General features: G+C 47.2%; 27 protein-coding genes and 1 pseudogene. 13 read left to right on the plus strand and 15 right to left on the minus strand.

The genetic code is table 11. The annotated features are described in order from the left end of the window. Positions 1-80 precede the first annotated feature (80 nt). The 8 genes from ACFQ2I_RS06615 to ACFQ2I_RS06650 all read left to right on the plus strand — a co-directional run bounded on the left by ACFQ2I_RS06615 (position 81) and on the right by ACFQ2I_RS06650 (position 6,338). Positions 81-1,313 carry an MFS transporter gene (locus tag ACFQ2I_RS06615; protein ID WP_377562906.1) on the plus strand — a complete coding sequence of 411 codons (1,233 nt, stop codon included), beginning with the start codon at positions 81-83 and terminating at the stop codon, positions 1,311-1,313. Continuing rightward, complete coding sequence (locus ACFQ2I_RS06620; RefSeq protein ID WP_377562908.1) at positions 1,279-2,091, plus strand: GNAT family N-acetyltransferase; 813 nt, start codon at positions 1,279-1,281, stop codon at positions 2,089-2,091. Before ACFQ2I_RS06615 ends, ACFQ2I_RS06620 begins: the two co-directional genes overlap by 35 nt. 106 nt (positions 2,092-2,197) lie before the next feature. Continuing rightward, on the plus strand, positions 2,198-2,995 hold the full coding sequence (locus ACFQ2I_RS06625) for a PhzF family phenazine biosynthesis protein (protein WP_377562909.1): 798 nt from the start codon (positions 2,198-2,200) through the stop codon (positions 2,993-2,995). Between the two features lie 261 nt (positions 2,996-3,256). Next, positions 3,257-3,592 carry a hypothetical protein gene (locus tag ACFQ2I_RS06630; protein WP_377562910.1) on the plus strand — a complete coding sequence of 112 codons (336 nt, stop codon included), beginning with the start codon at positions 3,257-3,259 and terminating at the stop codon, positions 3,590-3,592. Positions 3,593-3,685: 93 nt separating this feature from the next. After that, on the plus strand, positions 3,686-4,453 hold the full coding sequence (locus ACFQ2I_RS06635) for a DUF3891 family protein (RefSeq protein ID WP_377562911.1): 768 nt from the start codon (positions 3,686-3,688) through the stop codon (positions 4,451-4,453). Positions 4,454-4,509: 56 nt separating this feature from the next. Continuing rightward, positions 4,510-4,983 (plus strand): GNAT family N-acetyltransferase, encoded by a 474-nt coding sequence (locus tag ACFQ2I_RS06640; RefSeq protein WP_377562912.1) that lies wholly within the window; start codon positions 4,510-4,512, stop codon positions 4,981-4,983. A gap of 90 nt (positions 4,984-5,073) precedes the next feature. Beyond that, on the plus strand, positions 5,074-5,796 hold the full coding sequence (locus ACFQ2I_RS06645) for a YebC/PmpR family DNA-binding transcriptional regulator (RefSeq protein WP_377562913.1): 723 nt from the start codon (positions 5,074-5,076) through the stop codon (positions 5,794-5,796). Between the two features lie 263 nt (positions 5,797-6,059). After that, positions 6,060-6,338 (plus strand): zinc-binding dehydrogenase, encoded by a 279-nt coding sequence (locus ACFQ2I_RS06650; RefSeq protein WP_377562914.1) that lies wholly within the window; start codon positions 6,060-6,062, stop codon positions 6,336-6,338. A 1-nt stretch (position 6,339) separates the two neighbouring features. Here ACFQ2I_RS06650 and ACFQ2I_RS06655 read toward each other — a convergent pair whose 3' ends face one another. Beyond that, the gene (locus ACFQ2I_RS06655; RefSeq protein ID WP_377562915.1) at positions 6,340-7,275 is read right to left on the minus strand and encodes an NAD(P)/FAD-dependent oxidoreductase; all 936 of its coding nucleotides are present in this window, start codon (positions 7,273-7,275) and stop codon (positions 6,340-6,342) included. Positions 7,276-7,391: 116 nt separating this feature from the next. On the opposite strand from ACFQ2I_RS06655, the gene ACFQ2I_RS06660 reads away from it, so the two are divergent. Both ACFQ2I_RS06660 and ACFQ2I_RS06665 read left to right on the plus strand, forming a co-directional pair. Further along, positions 7,392-7,958 carry a YhcN/YlaJ family sporulation lipoprotein gene (locus ACFQ2I_RS06660; RefSeq protein ID WP_377562916.1) on the plus strand — a complete coding sequence of 189 codons (567 nt, stop codon included), beginning with the start codon at positions 7,392-7,394 and terminating at the stop codon, positions 7,956-7,958. 103 nt (positions 7,959-8,061) lie between these two features. After that, complete coding sequence (locus ACFQ2I_RS06665) at positions 8,062-8,349, plus strand: hypothetical protein (RefSeq protein ID WP_377562917.1); 288 nt, start codon at positions 8,062-8,064, stop codon at positions 8,347-8,349. A gap of 69 nt (positions 8,350-8,418) precedes the next feature. On the opposite strand, the gene ACFQ2I_RS06670 is transcribed toward ACFQ2I_RS06665, so the two are convergent. Continuing rightward, entirely contained in the window at positions 8,419-9,546 is a 1,128-nt protein-coding gene (locus tag ACFQ2I_RS06670; protein WP_377562918.1) for an SGNH/GDSL hydrolase family protein, read from the minus strand. A gap of 298 nt (positions 9,547-9,844) precedes the next feature. On the opposite strand from ACFQ2I_RS06670, the gene ACFQ2I_RS06675 reads away from it, so the two are divergent. Then, positions 9,845-10,042 carry a GapA-binding peptide SR1P gene (locus ACFQ2I_RS06675; RefSeq protein ID WP_377562919.1) on the plus strand — a complete coding sequence of 66 codons (198 nt, stop codon included), beginning with the start codon at positions 9,845-9,847 and terminating at the stop codon, positions 10,040-10,042. Positions 10,043-10,239: 197 nt separating this feature from the next. On the opposite strand, the gene ACFQ2I_RS06680 is transcribed toward ACFQ2I_RS06675, so the two are convergent. The 10 genes from ACFQ2I_RS06680 to ACFQ2I_RS06725 form a co-directional block, all read right to left on the minus strand. Continuing rightward, a complete protein-coding gene (locus ACFQ2I_RS06680) occupies positions 10,240-10,377 on the minus strand; it encodes a hypothetical protein (RefSeq protein WP_377562921.1) in 138 nt (45 codons plus the stop codon). Positions 10,378-11,209: 832 nt separating this feature from the next. Beyond that, entirely contained in the window at positions 11,210-12,259 is a 1,050-nt protein-coding gene (locus ACFQ2I_RS06685) for an NAD(P)-dependent alcohol dehydrogenase (RefSeq protein ID WP_377562922.1), read from the minus strand. Positions 12,260-12,473: 214 nt separating this feature from the next. Next, on the minus strand, positions 12,474-13,469 hold the full coding sequence (locus ACFQ2I_RS06690) for an HD domain-containing protein (protein WP_377562923.1): 996 nt from the start codon (positions 13,467-13,469) through the stop codon (positions 12,474-12,476). A 148-nt stretch (positions 13,470-13,617) separates the two neighbouring features. Beyond that, positions 13,618-15,105, minus strand: a complete 1,488-nt coding sequence (locus tag ACFQ2I_RS06695) for a serine hydrolase domain-containing protein (RefSeq protein WP_377562924.1) — start codon at positions 15,103-15,105, stop codon at positions 13,618-13,620. Positions 15,106-15,375: 270 nt separating this feature from the next. After that, positions 15,376-16,314 carry a hypothetical protein gene (locus tag ACFQ2I_RS06700; protein ID WP_377562925.1) on the minus strand — a complete coding sequence of 313 codons (939 nt, stop codon included), beginning with the start codon at positions 16,312-16,314 and terminating at the stop codon, positions 15,376-15,378. A 309-nt stretch (positions 16,315-16,623) separates the two neighbouring features. Then, the gene (locus ACFQ2I_RS06705) at positions 16,624-17,334 is read right to left on the minus strand and encodes an FAD-dependent oxidoreductase (protein WP_377562926.1); all 711 of its coding nucleotides are present in this window, start codon (positions 17,332-17,334) and stop codon (positions 16,624-16,626) included. Positions 17,335-17,345: 11 nt separating this feature from the next. Further along, a complete protein-coding gene (locus ACFQ2I_RS06710) occupies positions 17,346-19,598 on the minus strand; it encodes an ATP-binding cassette domain-containing protein (protein ID WP_377562927.1) in 2,253 nt (750 codons plus the stop codon). A 39-nt stretch (positions 19,599-19,637) separates the two neighbouring features. Then, entirely contained in the window at positions 19,638-20,036 is a 399-nt protein-coding gene (locus ACFQ2I_RS06715; RefSeq protein ID WP_377562929.1) for an SRPBCC family protein, read from the minus strand. Next, complete coding sequence (locus tag ACFQ2I_RS06720) at positions 20,033-20,362, minus strand: ArsR/SmtB family transcription factor (protein WP_377562930.1); 330 nt, start codon at positions 20,360-20,362, stop codon at positions 20,033-20,035. Before ACFQ2I_RS06720 ends, ACFQ2I_RS06715 begins: the two co-directional genes overlap by 4 nt. A gap of 230 nt (positions 20,363-20,592) precedes the next feature. Beyond that, a complete protein-coding gene (locus tag ACFQ2I_RS06725) occupies positions 20,593-21,465 on the minus strand; it encodes an SDR family oxidoreductase (RefSeq protein ID WP_377562932.1) in 873 nt (290 codons plus the stop codon). A 1-nt stretch (position 21,466) separates the two neighbouring features. Here ACFQ2I_RS06725 and ACFQ2I_RS06730 point away from each other — a divergent pair, with 1 nt between their 5' ends. Together ACFQ2I_RS06730 and ACFQ2I_RS06735 are read left to right on the plus strand one after the other, a co-directional pair. After that, on the plus strand, positions 21,467-21,862 hold the full coding sequence (locus tag ACFQ2I_RS06730; RefSeq protein WP_377562933.1) for a MerR family transcriptional regulator: 396 nt from the start codon (positions 21,467-21,469) through the stop codon (positions 21,860-21,862). Then, complete coding sequence (locus ACFQ2I_RS06735; protein WP_377562935.1) at positions 21,859-22,026, plus strand: hypothetical protein; 168 nt, start codon at positions 21,859-21,861, stop codon at positions 22,024-22,026. Before ACFQ2I_RS06730 ends, ACFQ2I_RS06735 begins: the two co-directional genes overlap by 4 nt. Positions 22,027-22,063: 37 nt before the next feature. On the opposite strand, the gene ACFQ2I_RS06740 is transcribed toward ACFQ2I_RS06735, so the two are convergent. The 3 genes and pseudogenes from ACFQ2I_RS06740 to ACFQ2I_RS06750 form a co-directional block, all read right to left on the minus strand. Then, entirely contained in the window at positions 22,064-22,300 is a 237-nt protein-coding gene (locus tag ACFQ2I_RS06740; protein WP_377562936.1) for a hypothetical protein, read from the minus strand. Between the two features lie 236 nt (positions 22,301-22,536). Continuing rightward, on the minus strand, positions 22,537-23,298 hold the full coding sequence (locus ACFQ2I_RS06745; protein WP_377562938.1) for a GNAT family N-acetyltransferase: 762 nt from the start codon (positions 23,296-23,298) through the stop codon (positions 22,537-22,539). Positions 23,299-23,354: 56 nt separating this feature from the next. Then, a pseudogene (locus tag ACFQ2I_RS06750) lies at positions 23,355-23,682 on the minus strand (NUDIX hydrolase). Positions 23,683-23,706: the final 24 nt, after the last annotated feature.

Consider the following 23,706-nt stretch of genomic DNA (forward strand, 5'->3'; position numbering starts at 1 on the left):
TGGAACGCTCATATTCATAGTCAACATCCCATGATCACTGCTCGTTATCACATACTATCGTTACCGGAGGAGAGATTGGTTTGAGCATTTGGTCTGACATGAGGACTTTCAGCACCGTGCCGGGTGCACGCAGATTGCTAGGCGCACTGTTTTTCTATGGTATTGGACTTGGCATTCTGGCGCCAATGAATTCCATTTATTTGAGTGACAGTATTGGTCTTGTGAAAGGAGAAATCGTCTCGATATTCTCCATATCGGCCTTGCTGAATATGATCGTTACTATCACCGTAGGAGCTTACAGCGACCGTATGAAGCATAAGAAGCCCATTGCGCTGACTGCAGCTGTCATTTGCATGATAGGCTTGCTTGTTTATATGAGGGCGGATGATTATACAGGAGCTTTAATCGGCATGTGTATTGCCGCAGCGCCATCTGGACTTATCATGGGGCAGCTATTCGCCATCTCGCGACATCATTTCACTCAGCTTGCGCCTTCTCTTGTGGAGATGGCGCAAATTTGGCTGAGATCGTCGCTTAGCGTCGGTTTTTTCAGCGGCTTGCTGATTGGAGCTAATCTATACGTGCTAGCTACTTTCCAAGGTGTGCTGTGGGGGAATATAGGGGGCTATGCCGCTTTGGTGCTTCTGCTGACGCTTCATCGCGAGTTGGATTCCACGACGAAGAAGGAGAACAGCTCGTCGAATAGCGTGACAGGAGAACCATTCTCGCTACTTATGCTTCTTGCTATCCTACTGATTGCTTGTGCGGATTCCATTCGCGGATTGTACTTGCCGCTTGTCGTGAAGGAGCTGTTCGGCAGAGCTGAGATTGCCTCCTATATTTGGAGTGTGCAAGCAATATTTGAGCTATTGTTAATGACTGTATCGGGCTATTGGGCAGCAAGGTATGGAACGAAGCCTATCCTTATTATAGGCGGCGTCAGCGCTATCATTTGTTACGCCGTGTATGTCTGGTCTCCTCCGCTCCTGCTGTTCTTTCTGGTTCAACCGCTGTATTCCTTGTTCGTTTCGATCAAATTCGGCGTAGCAATGGGGTATGTGCAGCGCATGTTCCTCGCCCGCAGCGGCTTCGGAGCCAGCTTGTACGAGTGCATCATTCTTATGGCGACGCTTGTCGGCTACGTGCTTCCATTAATCATAGACGGCTATCATCCATTCCTGTTCTATATACCTATGAGTATTGTTGTAGCGGCTTTGCTTATGATCGGTTGGACCATGATGACGGAGAAGCGGAATAATCTGGTTAGGAGGAAGCGGGATGATGCATCTACCTTCAGAGCAGCTGGTTCATGAGATCGAATCGTCCGAAATACAATATATGTTGGACAGAATGACGGCTATTCAGAGCAAGGCAGGCAATCCGGAAGGAATTGAAATGAAACATTTTGGCAGTACGCTGTGTTTATATAGTGAGCGTATGCCATGGGCCATGTTTAATACCGTGAAAGGAATGTCGAGCGCAGATGCAGAGTACATAGATGACATCATCGCATTCTACGAAGCCAGAGGGAGAGCGGTACAATTCGAGCTTGTGCCGTCACGCGCAGATCACAAGCTGTTGAAGCAACTGGCAAAACGGGGACTGTACCAATCCGGATTTCATAATTCCTTATATGTGGATTCCTTACAAGCTGATATGGCGCATATTCCGAATTCCATTACGATCCAAGAGCTGCAGGAAGACGAATTTCAGCTTTACGCAGCTATTCACTGCAAGGGAACGGGATTGCCGGACAACGGAGTTCCTTACATAGCGGCCAACAATGAGATTATGTACCACCGGCCGGGCTGGAAGTACTTCCTCGCTTATGACGATCAAGTGCCTGCGGCGGTAGGGGTCATGTTCATACAAGGTGCAGTTGCTTCACTCACGTTCGCAGCGACACTTCCGGAATATCGGGGGCGAGGGTTGCAGCAAGCATTGCTCAAGCGAAGGATATGGGAAGCTATGGAACGCGGTTGCAGACTCGTAGTGGGTCAATGCGCTTACCTGTCCCAAAGCCATCGCAATATGGAGAGAGTCGGCATGAAGCTTGGATATATAAGAACGACTTGGAGCAAGCAGGATTAGCCTGCATGAGGAGGGTTACAAACTAACTGACTTCAGGCTTATGCGCAAGAATTGATTAACATAAATATAGTTATGTAAACTAGTGTGGCGTCAAGGAGAGAAGAAGATGAACATATACATAGTGGACGCTTTCTCGAACGAGCCCTTTCGGGGCAATCCCGCTGCTGTATGCTTGCTTGAGGAAGAGAAATCGGAGCAATGGATGCAGCAGGTCGCCTGTGAAATGAACTTATCGGAGACGGCGTTCGTATTGCGAAGAACTGAAGGAGACGGCTTCAAGTTAAGATGGTTCACACCAGTGGCTGAAGTTGAGCTATGCGGACATGCAACCTTGGCAAGCGCGCATGTCCTGTGGGAGCAACTGGCGCTAGACGAACAGCGGTTATCCTTCCATACGAAGAGCGGAATGCTTCACGCAACAAGACAAGGAGATTGGATTCAACTGAATTTCCCCTTGGAACAGGAAGAAGAATGCGTTCCTCCACCGCAGCTTATCGTAGGATTGGGAGAGAGATTTCATTATATCGGCCGGAATCGAATGGACTATCTTATCGAAGTGGAGGACGAGGGCGTGCTAAGAGCGCTGAAGCCCAACTTTCAGGAATGGTCGACGGTGAAAGCCAGAGGCATCATCGTAACCTGCAGAGCGAAGCGGCCTGATGTTGATTTCGTATCCCGCTGCTTCTATCCCGTCATTGGGGTTAATGAAGATCCTGTAACCGGATCAGCCCATTGCTGTCTTGCCCCTTATTGGCAGAAGAGGCTCGACAAGAACAGCTTTACGGCTGTACAGCTGTCGAAGCGGGAAGGATTGCTTATGCTGCGCATTGAGAATGACCGGATTCTCATGTCTGGCCAAGCGATTACAACGTTAGCGGGCAAGCTGCTCAATATGCCATCATAATTCATCGCTTACGGAGCTTGGCAAGAATCAGGCTGTCTGGCACGGAGAAGCGCTGCAGGGAGATACTTCCCACTATCGAGATTGAGACGAATAAAGATATTTCGATATGAACGGATTGGGGGAGTGTTCGTGCGGAAGGACCTATCAACTCTATTTTCTTTAGTGACTTTATGTCTCTTCTTAAGCTCTTGCTCAGTGCTTGATCACAAAAGCATCAAAGAACCTTCCCCGCCTTATCCCTTTCCAGTGGAGTTACATGCTTTGCTGAAGGTGTCGGAAGTCAGTCCAGAAGCAGAGTCCGCCACATTGCTATTAATGAATAAAGTCCAGCGGAACTCCGAATTGTACGACACCGTTACGTTAGATTACGAAGTTTATCTGTACGAGAACGAACGCAGTACGCGATTGATAGACAAACGACTGCTAGATCAAAATATAACACTGTATGAGAAGAAAATCGTGAATGAAGCGATTAGGCTTGACAAGTATGGTGAATATACTATTAAGACGGAAGCCTACTACGGTTCCTCGGGACAGCAGCATCAATTCGTCATCAGCTTCGGTTCCGATGGAATCAGCGTGGAAAGATTGCAGTAAGTCTAGCGACGATATAGACAAGCAACAGGAATTGAAGCTAATACTGACGAATTATTGTAAGGGATGGTACGTAACACGTGAGGAGGGACATTCATGATTATTCGGGAAGAAGCGCAGCACTTCATTATGATTGCTCAGCATGATCATGGTCGCTTGTCCGGAGACATCGCCAGTTCTATCAAGTCATCCTATTTCATTGATGAGATGATGAGAGATACAGTGATTCAAACCATCTACGAGCACGACCGTGGTTGGATCAAGCTGGATGAGACGCCGATCTGGCACGATGCCGCAAGTCGCCCTTTCACATTTGAAGATTATCCGATCGCTCCCAAGCTGCACTTTTACGGATTAGGCATAGATGAGGTCGAAGAGATGAGTCCTTACGGCGGTCTTCTTTGTTGTATGCATTTTTCATCCTTTGAACTGCTCCGCCAAACGGATCAGGAGGATTGTGTTGCTTTTTGTGCACGGGAGGACGAGAGACAAGTTCGATTAAGGGAGCAGTTGGGCAGTTTGAACGAGGAAGCGCTTACGGCTCATTTTAAAATTCTTCAGTTTTGCGACGATTTATCCTTGTATGTATGTTTGAATGATGCCGGAGCGACCAAGGAAGAGGAGCATCCGTGGTTCAGCGGCGGCTTCAAGCACGCTGACTATTTCACCGGCAGATCGGATGGCGTTCTTCTGGCTCGATGGCTGAATGAAGAAGAGATTAGGGTAACTCCGGAAGTGTTCGCAAGTTCCTTCCAGACTACGCTGCCGTATAAGCGAGTAGCGAAGGAAGATATAGAGCGGAGCGGCATTCACGACGCTTACTACCAGTCGCCAATGTTAGAGCAGAGGGTGAAGTTCGCTTGAGCGATGAGGGAATGTTAAAATCCTTTGTAATGGCCTTGAAAAAGGAGGAAATCCTTATGGAGTATGCGGAAATCTTACGAGTGGAACAACTGGCAGTGGGTGATGAACCTCCTTACGAGCTGTTATTGTTGGCCGACCCTTCGAAAGCGTTGGTCGACACCTATCTCCAGAGAGGAATTTGTTGCCTGGCTTATCTTGGAGACAAGTTGGTGGGGCAATACCTATTGCTGGAGAGTGAGCCCGGCGTGATGGAGATTGTGAATATAGCGGTCGATGAGTCCTATCAAGGCAAGGGGATAGGCAAGCTGCTGATTCATCATGCGATTCAGGAAGCTGCGCGCATGAAAGCTGCCGTACTGGAGATTGGGACAGGTAATTCCAGCATCAATCAATTGTTGCTCTATCAAAAGTGCGGTTTCCGTCTCCATCGCATCGACCACGATTTTTTCGTTCGCCATTATGAGGAAGAGATCATCGAGAATGGAATCCGCTGCAGAGATATGATAAGATTGCGCATGCCGTTGGACTAACGAGCGTATTTCATACGAACGCATTGCAAGAACGTTTTTATTTCGTGTATGATAGTGGATATGATTTGATAGAAGGAAGTGAGAGTCAGCATGGGACGCAAGTGGAATAATATTAAGGAAAAGAAGGCTTCGAAGGACGCGAACACGAGCCGTATCTACGCCAAGTTCGGTGTTGAAATTTATGTGGCCGCTAAGAAAGGCGAGCCGGACCCGGAATCCAACCGCGCATTGAAGGTCGTCTTGGAGCGAGCCAAAACGTACAACGTGCCGAAGGCAATAATCGACCGTGCGCTGGATAAAGCGAAGGGCTCTGGAGACGAGACTTATGTCGAGCAACGATATGAAGGCTTCGGCCCGAACGGTTCCATGGTCATTGTGGACGCGCTCACGAACAACGTCAATCGCACGGCGCCGGCGGTGCGAGCCGCATTCAACAAGAATGGCGGAAGCATGGGCGTTACAGGTTCCGTGTCTTACATGTTCGATGCGACAGCTGTGTTCGGCGTGACAGGCAAGTCGCTGGATGAAGTGATGGAGATGATGCTGGAAGCAGATGCCGACGTGCGTGACATTATTGAAGAGGATGACGTCGTCATTGTCTATGCGGAGCCGGATCAATTCCATAATGTGCAGGAAGCGTTCAAGTCCTCCGGGATTGAAGAATTCTCCGTTGCCGAGTTGACCATGCTGCCGCAGAATGAGGTATCGCTGCCTGATGAGGATGTCCAGGCACAATTCGAGAAGCTGGTGGATGCCTTGGAAGACTTGGAGGATGTGCAACAAGTCTTCCATAACGTCGATTTAGGCGAATAATGCCAATAAGACCTTCATTTATCGCATCTATTATTGCGGCAAATGAGGGTTTTTATTTTAGTCATCGAACCTGATAGCAAGCTGCGCCTATTCGGCCTGCTAGGACCAGATACGATAGAAGAGGTGACAACGATGAAAGCGATCTTTCACGATCAAAATGTCCTATATATTAGTGATGCGGCGGAGCCGTCTATCGAAGACCGTGCATGCAATCAATTACAAGGAGGGACCATTCGAGCCTCGAATCCGTAAGATCACTGACGGTGCTGGCGTACACTTTGTGCTGGATTTCATCGGCGCACTTTATTGGGATCAGAATATCGCGTCGCTTGCAGGTGATTGGCACGACGCTGCGCTCATTGCCATTGGATCGGAAAGCTGCTCTGACAGCTGCCTTCATTAGGTATGCATGGCCTCGATTCACGGATGGACGGCTTATGCCTGTGATCGATTCCGTCTGGAACTGGGAACAAGCGGATGAGGCGCATGCATATATGGAAAGCAATCGAAGTATCGGCAAAATTGTTCTGCGCGTTACATAGCTTAATGCAACCCGCTCTTCTTCCATTCCTGTTCAAGCAGGTCGTTGTTAATGATCTCTCCGACAATGTATCCGTCGTTCGCCGCTCCGACTAGGCCGGAAAATATCGTTCTCGCGTCTCCGATAATGTAAAGGCCCTTCACTTCGGTTTGACCATGGTGTTCCGTCTCATAATGTCCCGCAGCCGTAAGTGCGATACCTAATTTTTCCGGTATGTTTGTCGCCTGCCGTTCATTCGTATCCAGCAGAAATCCGCCAGTCCGGGCGATATTATCGCCGTCACGCATATTGACATGTGTCAGTTGCCCGTCTGCTGTGTGCTGCAATTGACTAATCTTCCCTTCCTCTAAACCGATTCCGCGAATTTGCAGTGCTAGCTTTTGCTCTTCATTCAATTTGGCAGTCCCATCAGTGAATACAATCAAATCTTTGCTCCAGCTATAGATCTTCCTGGTAAAAGCATAAAGATTGTTGCCATTGCCGAATACGGCTAACGGCTCGTCGCGCCGTTCCCATCCGTCGCAATAAGGACATAAAAATACAGACTTACCATATACCTGTACCATTCCTTGCCATGGCGGCAAGTTATCCTTCACTCCTGCCGCAATTATGATATTCCGACTATACAGCTTGCATCCCCCGTAGGTGCTGACCAGAAAGCGGTTCTGTTCCTTAAAGGCTTCCGTTACAACATCTTCTATTCTCCATACCGAGTCGTACTGCGCTAATTCTTCATACGCCGCATGTCTGAAGGCAGCAGGTGAAATTCCGTCTCGAGTCAGATACCCATGGGCTTGCTTCGTAACGCTGTGGCGTGGCTTCCCTTCGTCGATTAAAGCAACCGATCTGCGGGATCTGCCCAGTATAAGGGCTGCACTTAGCCCAGCAGGCCCTCCGCCTACTATAACAACATCCCACAGCTGATCATATCGCATCATAAGCGCCACCTTACACACCTTTCGCATTCAGGGTTACGAATGTAGTGTGCACAACTATGCGGATATAAAACAAAACAATCGGCATACTAAGAAAAAATGCAAAGGGGTGTATTAGATTGAAAAGAAGCTCAGTCTTGCTACTGTGCCTTGTCGCGTGCCTGCTTATTGTTGCACCGGCTTGCACCATGAAAACGAAAAATAACAACGGTGTCAACGATAATGGGATGGAGGCCCAAAATTATCGCAACAATGCCATTAATAAGCGTGGGTACGACAAGGGAATGCGTGGGTATGACGGCAACCGCGATTACATGAATGAGAATTATACAGGAAAAAATAACAATTCAATGAATGAACGCGTCGATATAGCGGAAAAAGCGGCAGACAGCATCACTACCATTAACGGTGTGAAAAGCGCAAATGTATTCGTGACACGCAACAATGCTTATGTAGCGGCCTTGATGGATACCGGGAAGGATCTGTCGAAGGATATGGAGAAGCAGATTGCGGACAAAGTAAGAGAGACAGACGCCAATATTCACAACGTATATGTGTCTACAAATCCAGAACTGATGGACCGCATGAATACGTACATGAAGGACGTTCGCGAAGGTAGACCGGTATCGGGATTCGTTCAAGAGTTCAATGACATGATTATGCGCATATTCCCGAACGCTGAATAATCAGTACAATAAAGCCGATGCTTCAAGCGTTATGCTTGGGTATCGGCTTTTTTATTGTATTTTTTTCCATTAGCCATTAGGATAGTGGAGAGGAGGCTGTAAGATGACATGGAATAAACATTATTTTATCGAAGCTGTTGTATTTGCTCTACTTGTTCTCGTCCTTTGCCTGACATGGCAGGTTGCACAGGGCATGGTCCTTACGGCCGACTATGTGCCAGCTATCATCGAGAGCTATGAATCGGTCGAGCAGCTGGATAAATCCGTCACGGTTGGTCACACGGCAAGCGAACTCTGGGGTTGGTCTACAGTAGCCGCTTTTGCGGTATTTGTGGGATTGGCAGCAGGCTATTACATGATTCGTTATCACATGAGAAACAAAAAAGCCTAATCAGTATGTGATGAGCAGCCCCTGCCGAATGGGGTCTGCTTATCGTTCGGCATGGCATCCCGCTTATGCTTACTCTAACTCTCTACTGAGCAATTGTTGGAAAGTGGGAGTTAAGGCATCTGCCATCCGTAGAAAACCTAGGTCAGTGGGATGTGAGCCATCGACGGTACATTCGTGGGCATCATCACCGCCGAACATATCGCTGCCGTCGAAGAAGTGGATGTTGTGATCGCCTTGTTGCTTATATTTCCCCACGACATCGATCGCGATCTGTCTCATGCGGAGCCGGCGCTGCAGCGCCTCTGGATTGAAATTCTCCAGCGCGTATCGGAATTTCGATACGACCAATATGGGTACTTCGGGATGCGCTTCCCGATAGATTCGGATGAATTCCGGCAGCGTCTGACTATACAATTCATGACTGACTGCATTCGCTTCGTAATCCAATACCAGTAAGGCGGGATCTTGAATTTCACTAATGATCCCTGCGACTTCGGGTTCGCCGCGGCCATTGCCGGAGAAGCCTAGATTAATGAACTGCATAGGTATTCTGCGACTTATAATGTTCGGATAAGCCATCCCCGGACGGTTGGCACAGCCGCCTTGCAGGATGGAAGTGCCATATAATACCACTTTCTTATTGCTGGCATATGGAGTTGGGGGGAGCACTTCGCTGGCGCTCTCCAGTCCTATGGATACCGACTTCACACCTTGATAGAGCGGGAAGTTCAATGTGACCTCACGCATAGTGCTCTCCGGCAATTCGAATAATATACACTCATAGGATTGCTCACGATGGTCATATCGGGAAGTTGCAATGTAGCGATGCTCTCCCGGCGTTCCAATATAAGCGTCGAAGCCGCATTGTCCGGTCGCCGGCATATGGTACATATCCGCAGCCGCTACGAGTTCTACGGAGACCGCAAGCCTAGGCGAATTCGTACGGAAGCTGATCTGTCCGCCTGCGGTGCAGTTCGCCAGATAGTCGACCGCTTGAGGCAGCTTGCCGCTATCATTAACAGGCATGCGGCGGAACAAGCGCTCTTGATCATACCAGGCGAATCCCGACAGTCGGAATGGTGCTTCGACAGGGGAATGCCAGAGAAGTCCGAGTGGCCCCTTTTCCTCCAGTTTCATGTTCTCATCCAATGACTGTACATTTATTGTTGTGCTTCCACGTGCAGTTGCTTCTGACATGGCACAAGACCTCCTCACATGATTGGAAACGCTTAACATCGATTTTATCACATCTTGTATAGAAGTCGCTTGCTTTTCTAAGCTTAAAGACTTTTATGTTTACATAACATTTATTATGTATAGTTTTGAGGTGTAAGAAATATACAACGACGCATACATGAATTGAATTAAAACATCATATTATGAAAGAGGACGACATAACCTTTCCATTGAGGCACATTATATCGTAATATAGTGTACATAATAAGTTATTAAATGTATACTTAATTCAGATTCAAACACGAAAGGTGTGTATCATATGACAGATAAAGCGTTGGATTTGGGAGTCATTATTTGCAAGCATTGCATGACCGTAATCGACACACTGCCTACAGAGCGAGTATTGCGTTACTATTCGGATTGCCAGGAGCTGGATTGTCTTATGACCAGAGTGAAGGAAGAGCAGTCATCTTATGCAGCATCTCCTCATACGCTTGCAGCAAGTAGACAATCCTAAAGTGATTTTGAAGCAGCCGGTCGGCTGCTTTTTATCTGTATAAAGAACGAATTTACAACTGACTGATGAAGGAGTCACAATCCGATGATGCCAACGAGAGGTTGTTGATGTGGATGGGGGAGCGCTATAAGCGGGCTGCTTGTTCCATGTAACATCAACGCATTACGAGCAGCCGAATATCGACTGCTCGTAACCGATTAACAGCTAGACTTGTCTGCGTTCCCTTTCCGGGAAGCTTTCTTGTTGTCATGGGCGAACTTGTCTCCGAATTGCTCCAGCCGCGAAGGGCTTGAAGCCGGGCCGTTATTCTTTGGCTTGCTGTTGCGTCCTGACATCGCTATCACCTCCAACCGTCATAGGATAAGCCAGGAGGACGGAATTATGCATACTGCAGCTTTTTATAAGGGTTGGGTTGGATTTGTTTGTATACAATAATGTAAAAAGATATTATTGAAGTCATAGTATTGCCAGTCAATTGTCTCAAACAAATAGACCAAACATTCGTCTGCAAAGCTGTAGAAAAAATAAGTAAGAAGGAGTTCGGAATAACGTTTGATCCCAGTTTATAAAGTTAATTTGATCTTAAAGTCATCGCTAAAAACTAGATACAATCATCTAATCATAAATGAAATAGCCTGTAACAAAATCCCGCCAAATCATGAAGGTGATTGTGGAATTTTTATGTTTGGAAACAAAGTGAGGTCTGAAGTGGAAACAAACAAATGATGCTATTGAATGATTTTGAAGGATAAGCATATAAATTCGGAAGAAAACGGAATTCGCCTATTCGCGTTCCGTATACTTTTACACAAAACTCGTATTTTGTACATAAGTCAATCGCTTATAGTGGCGAAGATCTCGATCACTTAAAATCCATAGATTGACACAAACATACCCCATTCGTTAAATGGATTGGAATATGTTTGTGTCAAATGAAGCCAATTAGTGCAACCATCATAATCCAGATGCCCTTCTTAATCATCGCGTTCCCACCCTTCTATACCTTTAACGATACGAAGTGGGAAAATGTTGTAACCGGCAAACAACTTTGATTTAACACATTCAGCTTTAAGGGGGAGTTGCCAACATTTATTACCTACATTTTCATTCCATTTAAATCAAGATTTCTTGAATACTGATCATACGATTTACCTGCAAGTCTAAGTCTTATGCATTATTCATAGTACTAATGTCAATTACAAATCTGTACCGTACATCTGAAGCCAGCACACGATTCCAGGCCTCATCAATCCCATTAGCGGGAATAATCTCGATCTCCGGAGCAATGTGATGTTCAGCGCAAAAATCAAGCATTTCCTGCGTTTCGCGAATACCTCCAATCATCGATCCGGCAAACGACCTTCGATGGGGAATAAGCGAGAACACTTGAACAGGCAAGGGCTCTGATGGTGCGCCGACATTGACCAATGTGCCATCGAGCGCCAGCAACGATAGATATGCGTTAATATCAATCTTTGCACTCACAGTATTCACGATAAGATCAAACGAGCCCGCCAATTTCGTAAACGTATCGGAATCGTTCGTGGCATAATAGTGTGCAGCCCCAAGCCGTAAGCCATCTTCTTTCTTCTTCAATGACTGCGAAAGGACAGTAACTTCCGCCCCCATGGCATGAGCAAGCTTCACAGCCATATGTCCCAGCCCGCCTAATCCAATAATAGCGATCTTCTTGCCGGGAGCGGCTCTCCAATGCCGTAATGGTGAGTAGGTTGTGATACCTGCGCATAATAACGGTGCAGCAACGTCAAGCTCCATTTCATCAGGAATTCGAACTACAAAGTCCTCAGTGACTACGATGTGAGTGGAATAGCCACCCTGCGTATATTGCCCGTACCTGTCAATAGCACCATAAGTACCTGTATTCCCGTTGCTACAGTACTGTTCCTCTCCCCTATTGCAGTTATTGCATTCCCTACATGAATCAACCATGCAGCCTACTCCCACTCGATCCCCTACGTCGAATTTAGTAACTGCCGAACCAACTTGAGTCACTATACCAGCGATCTCGTGACCTGGCACGAGAGGATAGTTAACCGGTCCCCAATCGCCTCGAGCGGTGTGAATGTCAGAGTGGCAAATACCGGCGTATTTTATCTCGATGAGAACGTCATGATCTTGCAGTTCCCTGCGCTCAATGGTAGTTAATTCGAACGGACCTTCCGGACTAAAGGTGGCTCGTGCATGTACTCTAATCATCTAACTCCTCCTATTCAAAGGTACGATACCATGATAGTGCTATATGCTTCAGCTCTATCTCATTCAATTGTAATCGATTAAGAATAGGAATACCATGCTTCCTATCGTTGGCTATATCATTAAATATGTCGTGTAAAGCACCCACTACCCGTTCATTCACAACTTTGTAATACTGCTCCAAGTCATTAGCTGTTCTTTCTGGTCAACATACTCGTTATTCCCAACTTACATAGTACGTGCCTAGCAATTCTTGCATATCTTCAACTGATGTTAAGATATCAGGGAATGCTTCAGTAATTGGAACACCACCTTCTATCAGGGGCATTGCTAAATACAGCTTTTTCAAATTTGTCGTTTCTGCCTCAGTAAAAGGCTTCTTTCGTGTCACACGTATTCGCCATGATTCCATGAGCAGCATGTCATATTCTTCTGCTGTACTCTCCTCATCACGCAGCAACTGTTCGATATGCGCATCCGTTATAAATGGCAACATAGCAATATCAAGCTTGTCATGGAGAATTAATTGGCGTACTAATTTCCTCATTATAGCGTTTACACCTATATTAGCTGGGGATCCATGCATAAGGGCTTCTTCCAGAATGAGCGTGACAGCGTGCCGGCCAGCCTCCGGCGTAAATAGAAGATAACCATCTGAGTACTGCATCCCGCTTACAAGTTCTTCAGTAGATACAGGCAAGTAGCCGCCAACGAAGGCACTTCTCACCCATGAGTCCAGATGATCAGCCTGGAGCACTCCATCCTTGTTCCGCAGCAAGCTTCGCGTAGATCCGTCGATATAATCCATGACTTCGGAAGGCGAAATTCTAGCACGGGAAAGGATGCTAACGATCTCATTCGAGAAAACCACTTCCCTGGTCCACTGGTGATGATCCACTCCATCTAGCGAATCAAGCGTATGACTGAATGGAGCGTGTCCTGTGTCGTGCAGTAGCGCCGCCGTTCTTAGCGTCCGATTATCCGGATCAAAGTGGGCTGCAAGTGCAAATACGCCTAGTGTATGCTGCAGTCGACTGTAAGTATGATGGGAATTGACGAAAGACGCTCCGCCATGTCGAATAAAATGAAGTCGACGAACCGCTTTGCTTCTCAGCAATGCTTGTTCTTCATGAGACAGCCTAATAGGCAAACGCCATAAAGGCTCCCATATCATGTCGAGTGCTCCATCCAGTCTCAACCGATAATCCAACATTTCTTCATTCCTCCTGTTGTTGCATGGTTGATTCCCAAAAATTATACCCTCATTCTGATTGAGTATCCAGAGAATCCTGGAATTCGAATGAGGGTAGGCGACACTTATGAACATTAGTCGGATGCAGATTATACGATTGAAATGAAACTTAGAGTGTGTGTTGTTCTTCTCCTAACTGAACCCCGGCTGCAAAGCCTTGGTATTCATCCAGAAACCATTCGGCCGTTTTGAGCATATGCACAGAAATCAGGTTGTCTTCGAAAGCGAACGATGCGGTAAACCTGCCCAAATAATTATCAGTGATGTAGACCAACATATTAAGCTTATGCTCTTCGACCCATGCAGCGGAAGCTAAGCATTGATAACAACTGCCCGGGATGACACCGATCTGCTTCCCGAAATAGTTGTTCTGTGGGAATGGGCCGTCAACATTTTTGCCGACACCGAACGCAAGCCGATGCGCTCCGGATGCATTCTCATATTCCCAAACACCTTCGTCTCCATTGAACATGAAACGCATACGGGAGATTCCCATCGGATTATTATGTAAGATATACCACTGACCGTGAATCTTCTGCGCATAGGAAGATGACCGTTCCCCCCGTTGCGGCAGAATCTGCAGGTTCCCGATATAGTTCTGAAGCTTGGCATACGCTTCCGTATCTTCAGGCAGAGGAGAATCCTCGATCTGTGCCCAAATCTCTTCTCGGAATGCCGCTCTGATCGCCGCCTCACCGTCAGCCTGGCCCTGGGTATCGGAGATGCAAGCAAAGAGCAGTTCCCGTTGGGGGTAGCACAGCGCGAGCTGCGATCCCATGCCTCTGAAGGAGAACCCGCTGTCCTGCTCTATCCATATCTGATACCCGTAACCGTATTGGCCTGCGAGTGAATTGTCGATCTGCTTCGATGTCGCTTCGCATATGTAATCTTCTGAAATCAATTGAGCACCGTTCCATGATCCTTTATTCAAACACACATATGCTAGTTTGGCCATGTCCTTCAGCTTGCAGATGACGCCGGATCCGCCCCATGAAGTATCTTCCGGCGTACGTATGCACCAGGCTTCCTTCGTAAATCCAACCGGATTGAGCAGACGATCGCGCATATATTCCAGGAAAGGGACGCCGCTTATGCGCTCCACGATTGTATTCAAAATGACCGTAGCAGCAGTGTCATACGAAAATAGTGTTCCCGGTGGATGTGAAGGCTTCTTAAGAAAGAACGTCTTGGCAAAATTCGCATCTGTTCGCGTGTAGGAAGTGGAAGAATGTGGGGTTGACATCATCAACAGATCCCTCACAGTTGATTCGGCCAAATAGGGATGCAAGTCTTCTGGTATCAAATCCTCGAAGTAACGTGCCACCTTTTCATCCAGCCGCAGTTTCCCCTCGTCAATCATCAAACCGACGGCCAAGGATACGAAACTCTTGCTCACCGAATACATCCGGTGCATGCTATCTTCTGTGTATGGCGCCCAGTAGCCTTCAGAGGCGATCCTCCCCTGTCGCAGCATCAGAAAACCATGCATACAAATCTGCTCTCTGTCTATCCGCTTAAGGAAGTTCAGGATTGCTGACGATGGAACGCCCAATTGCTCTGGAGAAGCCGCAAAAGAAAACACTTCATTATTTTTCATCACTATTCACTCCTTATGTCTCGTTATTGTTCCTTGTGATAATTCTGATTACCAACTTCAACGGCATTAGGAAATCGATTTCTTTCAGAGTATATCACGAAAGTATTTTCAATACAATTCATGTTACTATAATTGTTGCCTGATATAGAAGCGTTCGGCCCCCCTTGTCATTTCTGCGACAAATCTGATAAAGTAAACCCTCAATCAGATAAAGTATCCAGAAAATCCTGGAATTAGATTGAGGGTGGAATTGTGTATGGAGTGTTCTCCCTACAATTCAAAAACTTCGCCATTCTTCAAAGTAACCGTCACCTTAAAGCTGTATTCCGGGAAATCATTATGATCGACCTCTGCACCGGTCTCTGTATGCAGCACGGTTACCATGTAATGACCGGACTCCACGCCGTTATCGTCAAGAGAGGCTTGGTTATACTCCTGATCAGGCAATGTCGCAGGATCCATTTCTCCTGAAGCGATCATCAGCCTCATTTTGTCTCTTTCTTCAGCATTCACAATGCTGTTAGCCGTAACATCTTTCGTAAAGACTTCCTTCTCCTGATAGAATGCTTTCACAATGACACTTTGGATCTTGAATTCAGGCTCGCCGAATGTTTTATTGTACATTGAAAATGAATACTGCGCTCTTTCTTTATTGGTGCTAGTTCCCGATTGCGAGAGGCTGACTCTGTTTTGAAATTCCCCTTTCAAATGGTTCGTGTATGAACGGGTATTCAACTTTTTATTGCTCCCGTTGGCAGATTTTTGGAATATATCAAGGGTATAGTCGTGTTTGTAAGATAACGCCGCTACACAAACATATTGCAAGCCATTTTCCGTCGCACATTCAAATTGCTTATCTTCTGAATTTTCAAGCGTAGTTGCCTGAAGAGAAACTGTTGATCCAGCCTCAGCTTCCTTTAGTGTAAATTCGACCAGTGTATCAACCGTCTCCTTCTCTGCATCTACACTCGCATAAGAAGACTTAAAATCCTCGACAACACTTTGCTGCTGGATCAGCAAATGCTCAACTCGATCGACGATACTGTGTTGCAGATTATTGATGCCTTGATTAAGATTGGCTTCCATATTTGTAACGCGATTATGCATTTGCTCAAGTTCCAACTTTAGCTTAACATTGTGATAAATACTCAGGACGAACAATAGGATTAATCCGATTATGATAGTCGTTAACTTTCTGCTGTTTTCCAACGGTCTTCTCCTTCCTTATTACAAATAGTAGCTCGAATGCTTCTTATTATTGAACAAAAATAAAGCAATAGGTATGGCAATCAATAAAATGTATAACCCAAGAAATAGCGGTATAGGGAGGATGCCCGTTCGTTCGAGGATCCCCTGGTTAATCTGTGCATACATTCTCTCCCCCCCCTTTCGCCTCATATCTTACCATATTTCACATATTCTCGTATTGGATATCCCATTTCGGAAGTGCTGCCATGCGCTATGAAAAATGTAAGAAGCCCTCTTAGCCTAAACATGCTTAGAGGGCTTCGTTCTTGCCTAATACCCGAAAAAGGCGTCTTTTCTAATGTTCCGTTTCGAGATTTTCTTAGACTGCATATATGCGGCAAGCTCACTTACCATCGACTTTGGTCCAGCGATCAAATACTGTCCGTCGTTCTTATACTTGGCGGCCAGTTTATCGACCTCTTGATGCAAGTCGTCTCTTGTATCCAGATATGCAACCTGCAGGGATAGATGCTGGGTCAGATCATCAAGCTCGTCCTTGAATAGATAGGACTTCTTGCTATCCAGATAGAGCAGATGAATGGCTCTGCCTCCTCCCCCGCCTTCCATCTCTAACTGCTTCAATATCGAGCGAAATGGTGTAATGCCAATACCACCTGCGATCATCACCAGAGGACGGCCAGTGTCGCTGGGATGAAATGTTCCAACCGGTCCAGTCATACTGACCGTCATACCCGGCTTCAATTCCAGCATCGCTCGTTTAAACTCACTCGGGTTTTGACTAATGCGCATGGTCAATTGAATAGAATTCTCCGTCGGAGCGGATGCTACTGTGAATGGTTTCAGCGCATTTTTAATTTTTTTATGCGTAATACTGAACAAACCGTGTTGTCCGGCGATCCAGTTGACTTCGCTATCTTTTTTAAATCGGAATGTATACACATCCTCCGATTCCTTATAGCTTTCCACAAGTACGACTTCCCTTTTTTTGAACATTTTCAAAAAATCCCGGAAAAAGCTCACGTCTTCTCCCCCTAAGTGTTCAAATACTTACCCGTAATCGACTGATCCGCCTCGATAATCTGCTGTGGAGTGCCTACGAACACGACCTGACCGCCCTTGCTGCCGCCATCCGGTCCCATATCGATAATCCAATCCGCTTGGCTGATGACATCGAGATTATGCTCAATTACGATTACCGTATTACCGGAATCCACAAGCCGGTTCATAATCCCCAGAATTTGGCCTATATCCGACATGTGCAGTCCGGTCGTCGGTTCGTCCATCACATAGATGCTGCCCTTCTTATGCAGCTCGCTTGCCAGCTTGATACGCTGGCATTCCCCGCCTGACAGCGTACTGAGCGGCTGACCGAGCTTAATATAGTTCAAGCCGACGTCACTAAGAGCCTGGAGTCTGCGCACGACCTCCTTGAGATCGAAGAAGTCCAACGCGTGCTCCACCGTCATCTCCAGCACTTCCGCAATGGACTTGTCGTTCAGCTTATACGCGAGCACTTCTTCCTTGAACCTTCTGCCTCCGCATACTTCACACGGGAGCTTCACGCTGTCGAGGAACGACAGGTCGGTATAGACAACTCCCAGCCCTTGACAGTTCTCGCAGGCACCCTTGGAATTGAAGCTGAACAAGCCTTGATTCACCTTATTCGCGGATGCGAATGCCTTCCGCACATCGTCCATAATGCCTGTATAGGTCGCGGGATTTGAGCGTGTCGACACGCCTACAGCCGATTGGTCGATGACAATCGCATCCGGATGCTGGCCGAGGAATACGTCGTTAATGAGCGTACTCTTGCCTGATCCCGCGACACCTGTTACGACTGTCAGCACCCCGGTTGGTACATCTACACTTACGTCACGCAAATTATGCAGCGTAGCGTTCTTGATAGTCAGTTGTCCGGAAGGCTGCCTGCAATTCTGTTTCAATTGTAGAGGCCGCTTCATATGGGTTCCCGTTAACGTGTCTACCTCCAGCAGTCCTTCGTAGCTGCCTTCATATACAATCGTACCGCCACGTCCGCCAGCGTAAGGCCCGACGTCGACGATATGATCCGCTACCTTGATCACATCAGGGTCATGCTCGACGACAATGACGGTATTGCCCTTGTCGCGAAGCTTCTGCAGCAATTCATTCAGCCTGTGTACGTCTCGGGGATGCAGGCCGACGCTAGGCTCATCGAAGATGTAAGTGACATCCACCAAGCTGCCGCTCAGATGCTTCACCATCTTGACGCGCTGCGATTCGCCGCCGGACAGCGTATCCGTCTCCCGGTCCAACGTCAAGTAGTCAAGTCCGATATCCACCAGATGCTGGAGTCGCTCTACTAGCGACTTCACGACCGGCGCAGCGATCGCATCGTCAATCTCCCGAATGACGCGAATGAGTTGACCGACCTCCATTGCAGACATCTCCGCAATGTTGCGTTCGTTAATCCTGCAGCTTAACGCGGCCTGATTCAGCCTTGCTCCGTGGCAGCTGGAACATGTCCCTTCCGTCAAGAACGGAGCAACCGCTTTTTGCGTGCGCTCGGACTTCGTCTTCACATCCTGCTTGATGTATTTGTTGGTGAACTTCTCAATTACACCCTCTACGGTAATGTTAGTTGCCTTGCCGGCGAAGTCCATCTTCACCTTCTTCGCCTTGCCGTACAGCAGCTGCTCCAGCTCTTCTGCCGCATAATCGCTCAGCTTCTTGTCGGGATCGAAGGAGCCCGCTTGCACGATAATGTTCCAATCCCAGCCCTCTACCTTATAGTCCGGCAACAAGATGGCTCCTTCATTCAACGACTTCGACATGTCGAACGCCTTGTTCATATCGACGCCAAGTCTGCGACCAAGCCCATTGCACTCGGGACACATGCCGAGCGGATCGTTGAATGAGAACATACTCGCCGGGCCAACTTGAGGCTGACCGACTCGGGAAAAGAGCAGACGAAGAATCGGAGAAATGTCGGTAATCGTGCCCATCGTGGAATGGGAGCCGCCGCCGAGACGTTTCTGATCCACAATGACAGCCATGCTCAGGTTTTCGATGCCATCCGTATCCGGCTGCGGTACACGAGGCAGGAAGTTGCGCACGAACATGCTGAAGTTCTCATTCAGCAACCGGGTGGATTCGGCGGCGATGGTGTCGAATACGATCGACGACTTGCCGGAACCCGATACCCCGGTGAAGATCGTAATCTTCCGTTTCGGAATGCTCAAGGACACGTTTTTCAGATTGTTTTCCCTGGCCCCCGAGATGACAATTTGATTTGATTCAATCATGAATGACACCCTTCCGATGGTATTTATCGTGAGCCTATATTAAGCTCCCAGCAGCTTTTCCAGCTCGCCGCACCAATTGGACCAGCCGTACTTAGCTCCACCCAGCGCCTGTTGATTAGAGATCCCGCTTTGCTCAAGATGCAGATTAACTTTCCCTTCTCCTAAATCCTGTAGCGTCCATACGACCGTATGCTTCTCGTCTCCCGTGCCCCACGTATAAGACAAGCGGTTCGGCGGGTCCACAATAAGCACTTCGCCTTCCACGATGCCATCCCAGTATTCAGTCGGCTGCGCGCGGAATTGGAATTGATAGCCTACAATAGGCTTGAAGTTGTTTTCCATCGTCCACTTGGCCAGCTTGCCCGAGTCCGTTAATGCCGTCCACAGCTTCTCCAATGTGGTATTATACTGAAAATCCAGGGTTAAAGTCAGGCTCATTCTTCTTCCTCCTCTAATAGTTGCTGCAGACGCAGCATATTAGTACTCCAGAACTTGCTGTAAAATGCCAGCCAATCTTGCACTTCCCTGAGTGGCGTAGCATTTAATCTATATCGGGTTTCTCTGCCGACCTTGCGGTCAACGACCAGTCCGGCTTCTTTAAGAACAGTCAGATGCTTGGATACCGCTGTCCGGCCCATTTGAAAATATGTCGTTAACTCATGAAGCGGTTTCTCCTCTGCTTCTGCCAGCAGACGAATCAATCTGCGCCTTGTAGGATCGGCAATCGCGTCAAATACATCTCGCAACCGGTTGTCCTCGCTCACAACAATCGCTCCTAACCATTTTTAACCCCTACATCCGTTAGTTTTACCACCACCTTGAACTATGCGTATTCTCTCATTCAGATGAGCATACACCCATTATAAAGTTTTAATTGGACACCTTTCAGTGACGCAATTAATATACGACACCATTTGGTGTCCTGTCAACGGTTTTGAAAAAACTGTCCTTTACATCGATTGCAGCAGGTACGCCGTCCTACATCCTACATCCCTTACAAGCAATCAGGCCAATGAAAGCCCGTCGCCTCTTCACTCCACGACCAGAATCGGCTGGCTTGCGCAGCGTCATTTGCCCTTACAGAGACTGGAGCAGGCTTACTCCGATAATAATATTCGCCACATGCATCCCGAACGTCTGCAGAAGTCGCCAAATAAACGGCAGTAGCAGAACCTTGCTCAGGCGTCAGGAAGAACGGACGAAGCAGACGATGCACGAAATTACCGAAGCCGGTTTGGCGGTTCACGCCAATCTGAGTGGACACTGCTCCGGGATGAAGAGCATTGACGGTAATGCTCGTCCCCTTCAGCCGTCGTGCGAGCTCCTTTGCAAACCAAATATTGGCCAGCTTGGAACGTCCATATGCTCCCCAAACTGTAAAGTGTTTCGTTAGTTGCGGATCGTCGTAATCCATTCGTCCGATTTTATGCGCATCTGACGATACGACTACGATCCGACCCGCATCACTTCTGCCGAGCAGAGGCAAAAGCAATCCAGTTAAAACAAAATGGCCGAGGTGATTCACACCTAGTTGCCGTTCGAAACCATCTTCCGTCTCCTCTCTTCGCAAGGTTACCACTCCTGCATTGTTAACCAGTACGTCAATCTGTGGACATACGGCGCTCAACTCCGCTGCAGCTTTGCGAACACTTGCAAGCGAAGCCAGATCACACAAGATCAGTTCCGCATCGTTCCTGCCGCTGGCGAGATTGACTTCACGAACGGCTTGCATCCCCTTCTCTCGATTTCGCGCCAACAAGTAGACTTTCATCCCATGCTCGGCTGCGAGCAAGGCTGCCGTGGATTTGCCTATGCCACCGCTAGCCCCGGTAACGACCGCAATCGCTCTAGTTTCATTATCGGACATTATGTATCATTCACTTCCTATTCGCAAAGTTTACAAGTGCTTGCTTGACAGCTTAACCGACAATACAGCAACGTTCAAGCTGTATGCTTTAATTGTGAAACTGCAAACCCTCCATTATATCCCCAGACTCTCACATCATGTTATCCTTGAGGAACGGAGGTGTAATCGTCTACTGAATACCTACAAAACTTCAGAGATTGCTAGTTCTGTTGGCATACATCCCAATACAGTTCGACTCTATGAGGACCTGGGATTCATTCCTAAGCCGGAGTGGAAAGCCAATGGTTATCGACTATTTACGGAATTTCATAGGGAACAACTTAAGCTCGCAAGAACCGCACTCCGAGTAGAAATGGTGCAAAGCGGTCTAAATCACGAAATTACAAGGACTTGTTGAAACAATTCGGCTTAGCCGATATGCAGAAAAAACGAGTAGACGAGCTTTCTGGAGGACAAAAGCAAAGACTTTTCATCGTACTTGCATTGAGCAGAGCGTGCTCCTTTAGAATCGGCGTCTGCTCATTCAACTGCAATCTCAGTCATTTGAATTCGACTGAATAGGGGATAAAAAAACGTGCTTCCGTTCTTCTGAATACGGCTAGGCAATTGCTCCATCCGGGCAAGATCGGATACAATCGACTTCTTCCAATCTGCACCGTCCTTCTTCAGAAGGTCTCCTCCGCTTGCGACAAGCCCCCCCCTGACTGTCGAACACGATCAATCCGCTGCTTGCCTTCGGCAGCGTCCGCTCAACCATTTCCATAAGTCGAACCATATCGAGATGCAGCACCAGTATGCCTTTGGGCGATGAAGAATAACGGAATGGGGCGCACAATCAGCAGATCTCTCTGCCCCTGGTAGGTATGAGGTGGAATTTATAAAACGTATTGCCTGCCCATTGCAACTTGCGTATTTCACTATTCGGATACTCGATTTGGCGCATAATGCCTTCAGTACGCGAATACACGGCGCCAAATTGATTCTAAGCGCTTTCGTCACTCCCCCCTTGATCCTGTACGTCCTGCCCCTTCATCTTCCCGTGATGCACGGCTTGATTGAAGGCTATATATACTAGCGGGCATACAGTTGTACCCATGCTGGCCAATAACCCAGACTAGTAGCCAATTGTCGCGATTGCAAGTGACTAACTTCAGTTGAATAATACGGGATTACGCCTTGATCAAGAACAGCCTTTGTTAAGGTACCAACTATTGCTTTCCCAATCCCTAACCCTTGATATCCCGGCAAGACGTCAACTCCGATTTGCCACATGCATTCGCAATCCTGTGATGCTCCAGCTATACCCACAATCATTCCGTCATATTCAGCTATCACAGCTAATCGATCAGGTCGTGGATGGTCAACTTGATAGGATAACGCATGCTTGAAGTTCAAATGCTCATAGAGCTCTACCACTTTACTTTCAGAATATATTGACACTTTGACACCTTGTGGAATGTAAAACTCAGCAAGATCATCAAAAGTACATACATGTTTCTGGTCTGGTCCAGCAATAATTTGCAGATCTCTTTTTACGTATTCTTCTAATATAGCAATCGTTTGAATGGAGAAAATTTGATCTCTGGTCAAATGATCAAGAGCAGATTTTACCCATTGGAGTCGTTCCTGATTGCAGGAGACGACGACTCCTTTTCCCATCGTCACGATACTCAAAGATTTCTCTCGTATCGGAAATTGGAACCGTCCCTCTCGTATTTCAGCTCTATTAATCGATACGATGTCTTCGAGGAAATCCGTCTCGTTGCAAGCCAGATCCGCCGCTAATACTCTCCGTACCGTTTGTAAGGCTGATTTTCTTGCAGACGTTGCCATGTCACACCTCGCTTCACAGGCATCTTAGCAGTAACTTGTTCAACTAACGTTCTAAGTTAGATCGAAGTCTTTTGATCAATATATTGTATTAAAAACGTTTTATCTTCTGGTAAGGCAAAGCTCAATTCATTCAGTTGCTCTGTCGTTTTCCATTCAATCTCGTAAATTAGTCCATCAGGATTGTGAATCGTTGGTTGACCGCCAAAAATTTCAATTTCAAAATAGGTAACATGGTATTCAACAGAACGAAACGATCCTGCAGTGATAACCTGTTTCCTCAAATACTTCTCTGATACAACACTGTTCCAGGGTTTCACCTTTTTCTTTCCCTCCGGACGGCAGCGACCATCGCTTTTCTTCTTCAGGTTTACCTTGTAGAACCATCCTGCTTCAGTAAGGCAAGAATCT

The sequence above is a fragment of the Paenibacillus chungangensis genome, assembly GCF_042675905.1.
GTDB lineage: Bacteria > Bacillota > Bacilli > Paenibacillales > Paenibacillaceae > Pristimantibacillus > Pristimantibacillus chungangensis.

What these genes read in the sequence shown, in the direction of transcription:
- ACFQ2I_RS06625 (WP_377562909.1), top strand. Translation starts at nt 2,198, where the DNA reads ATGAACATATACATAGTGGACGCTTTCTCGAACGAGCCCTTTCGGGGC.
- ACFQ2I_RS06685 (WP_377562922.1), bottom strand. Translation starts at nt 12,259, where the DNA reads ATGATTAGAGTACATGCACGAGCCACCTTTAGTCCGGAAGGTCCGTTC.
- ACFQ2I_RS06730 (WP_377562933.1), top strand. Translation starts at nt 21,467, where the DNA reads ATGTATCATTCACTTCCTATTCGCAAAGTTTACAAGTGCTTGCTTGAC.
- ACFQ2I_RS06690 (WP_377562923.1), bottom strand. Translation starts at nt 13,469, where the DNA reads ATGTTGGATTATCGGTTGAGACTGGATGGAGCACTCGACATGATATGG.
- ACFQ2I_RS06710 (WP_377562927.1), bottom strand. Translation starts at nt 19,598, where the DNA reads ATGATTGAATCAAATCAAATTGTCATCTCGGGGGCCAGGGAAAACAAT.
- ACFQ2I_RS06675 (WP_377562919.1), top strand. Translation starts at nt 9,845, where the DNA reads ATGACAGATAAAGCGTTGGATTTGGGAGTCATTATTTGCAAGCATTGC.
- ACFQ2I_RS06665 (WP_377562917.1), top strand. Translation starts at nt 8,062, where the DNA reads ATGACATGGAATAAACATTATTTTATCGAAGCTGTTGTATTTGCTCTA.
- ACFQ2I_RS06645 (WP_377562913.1), top strand. Translation starts at nt 5,074, where the DNA reads ATGGGACGCAAGTGGAATAATATTAAGGAAAAGAAGGCTTCGAAGGAC.
- ACFQ2I_RS06635 (WP_377562911.1), top strand. Translation starts at nt 3,686, where the DNA reads ATGATTATTCGGGAAGAAGCGCAGCACTTCATTATGATTGCTCAGCAT.
- ACFQ2I_RS06620 (WP_377562908.1), top strand. Translation starts at nt 1,279, where the DNA reads ATGATGCATCTACCTTCAGAGCAGCTGGTTCATGAGATCGAATCGTCC.
- ACFQ2I_RS06715 (WP_377562929.1), bottom strand. Translation starts at nt 20,036, where the DNA reads ATGAGCCTGACTTTAACCCTGGATTTTCAGTATAATACCACATTGGAG.
- ACFQ2I_RS06640 (WP_377562912.1), top strand. Translation starts at nt 4,510, where the DNA reads ATGGAGTATGCGGAAATCTTACGAGTGGAACAACTGGCAGTGGGTGAT.
- ACFQ2I_RS06680 (WP_377562921.1), bottom strand. Translation starts at nt 10,377, where the DNA reads ATGTCAGGACGCAACAGCAAGCCAAAGAATAACGGCCCGGCTTCAAGC.
- ACFQ2I_RS06695 (WP_377562924.1), bottom strand. Translation starts at nt 15,105, where the DNA reads ATGAAAAATAATGAAGTGTTTTCTTTTGCGGCTTCTCCAGAGCAATTG.
- ACFQ2I_RS06655 (WP_377562915.1), bottom strand. Translation starts at nt 7,275, where the DNA reads ATGATGCGATATGATCAGCTGTGGGATGTTGTTATAGTAGGCGGAGGG.
- ACFQ2I_RS06745 (WP_377562938.1), bottom strand. Translation starts at nt 23,298, where the DNA reads ATGGCAACGTCTGCAAGAAAATCAGCCTTACAAACGGTACGGAGAGTA.
- ACFQ2I_RS06670 (WP_377562918.1), bottom strand. Translation starts at nt 9,546, where the DNA reads ATGTCAGAAGCAACTGCACGTGGAAGCACAACAATAAATGTACAGTCA.
- ACFQ2I_RS06725 (WP_377562932.1), bottom strand. Translation starts at nt 21,465, where the DNA reads ATGTCCGATAATGAAACTAGAGCGATTGCGGTCGTTACCGGGGCTAGC.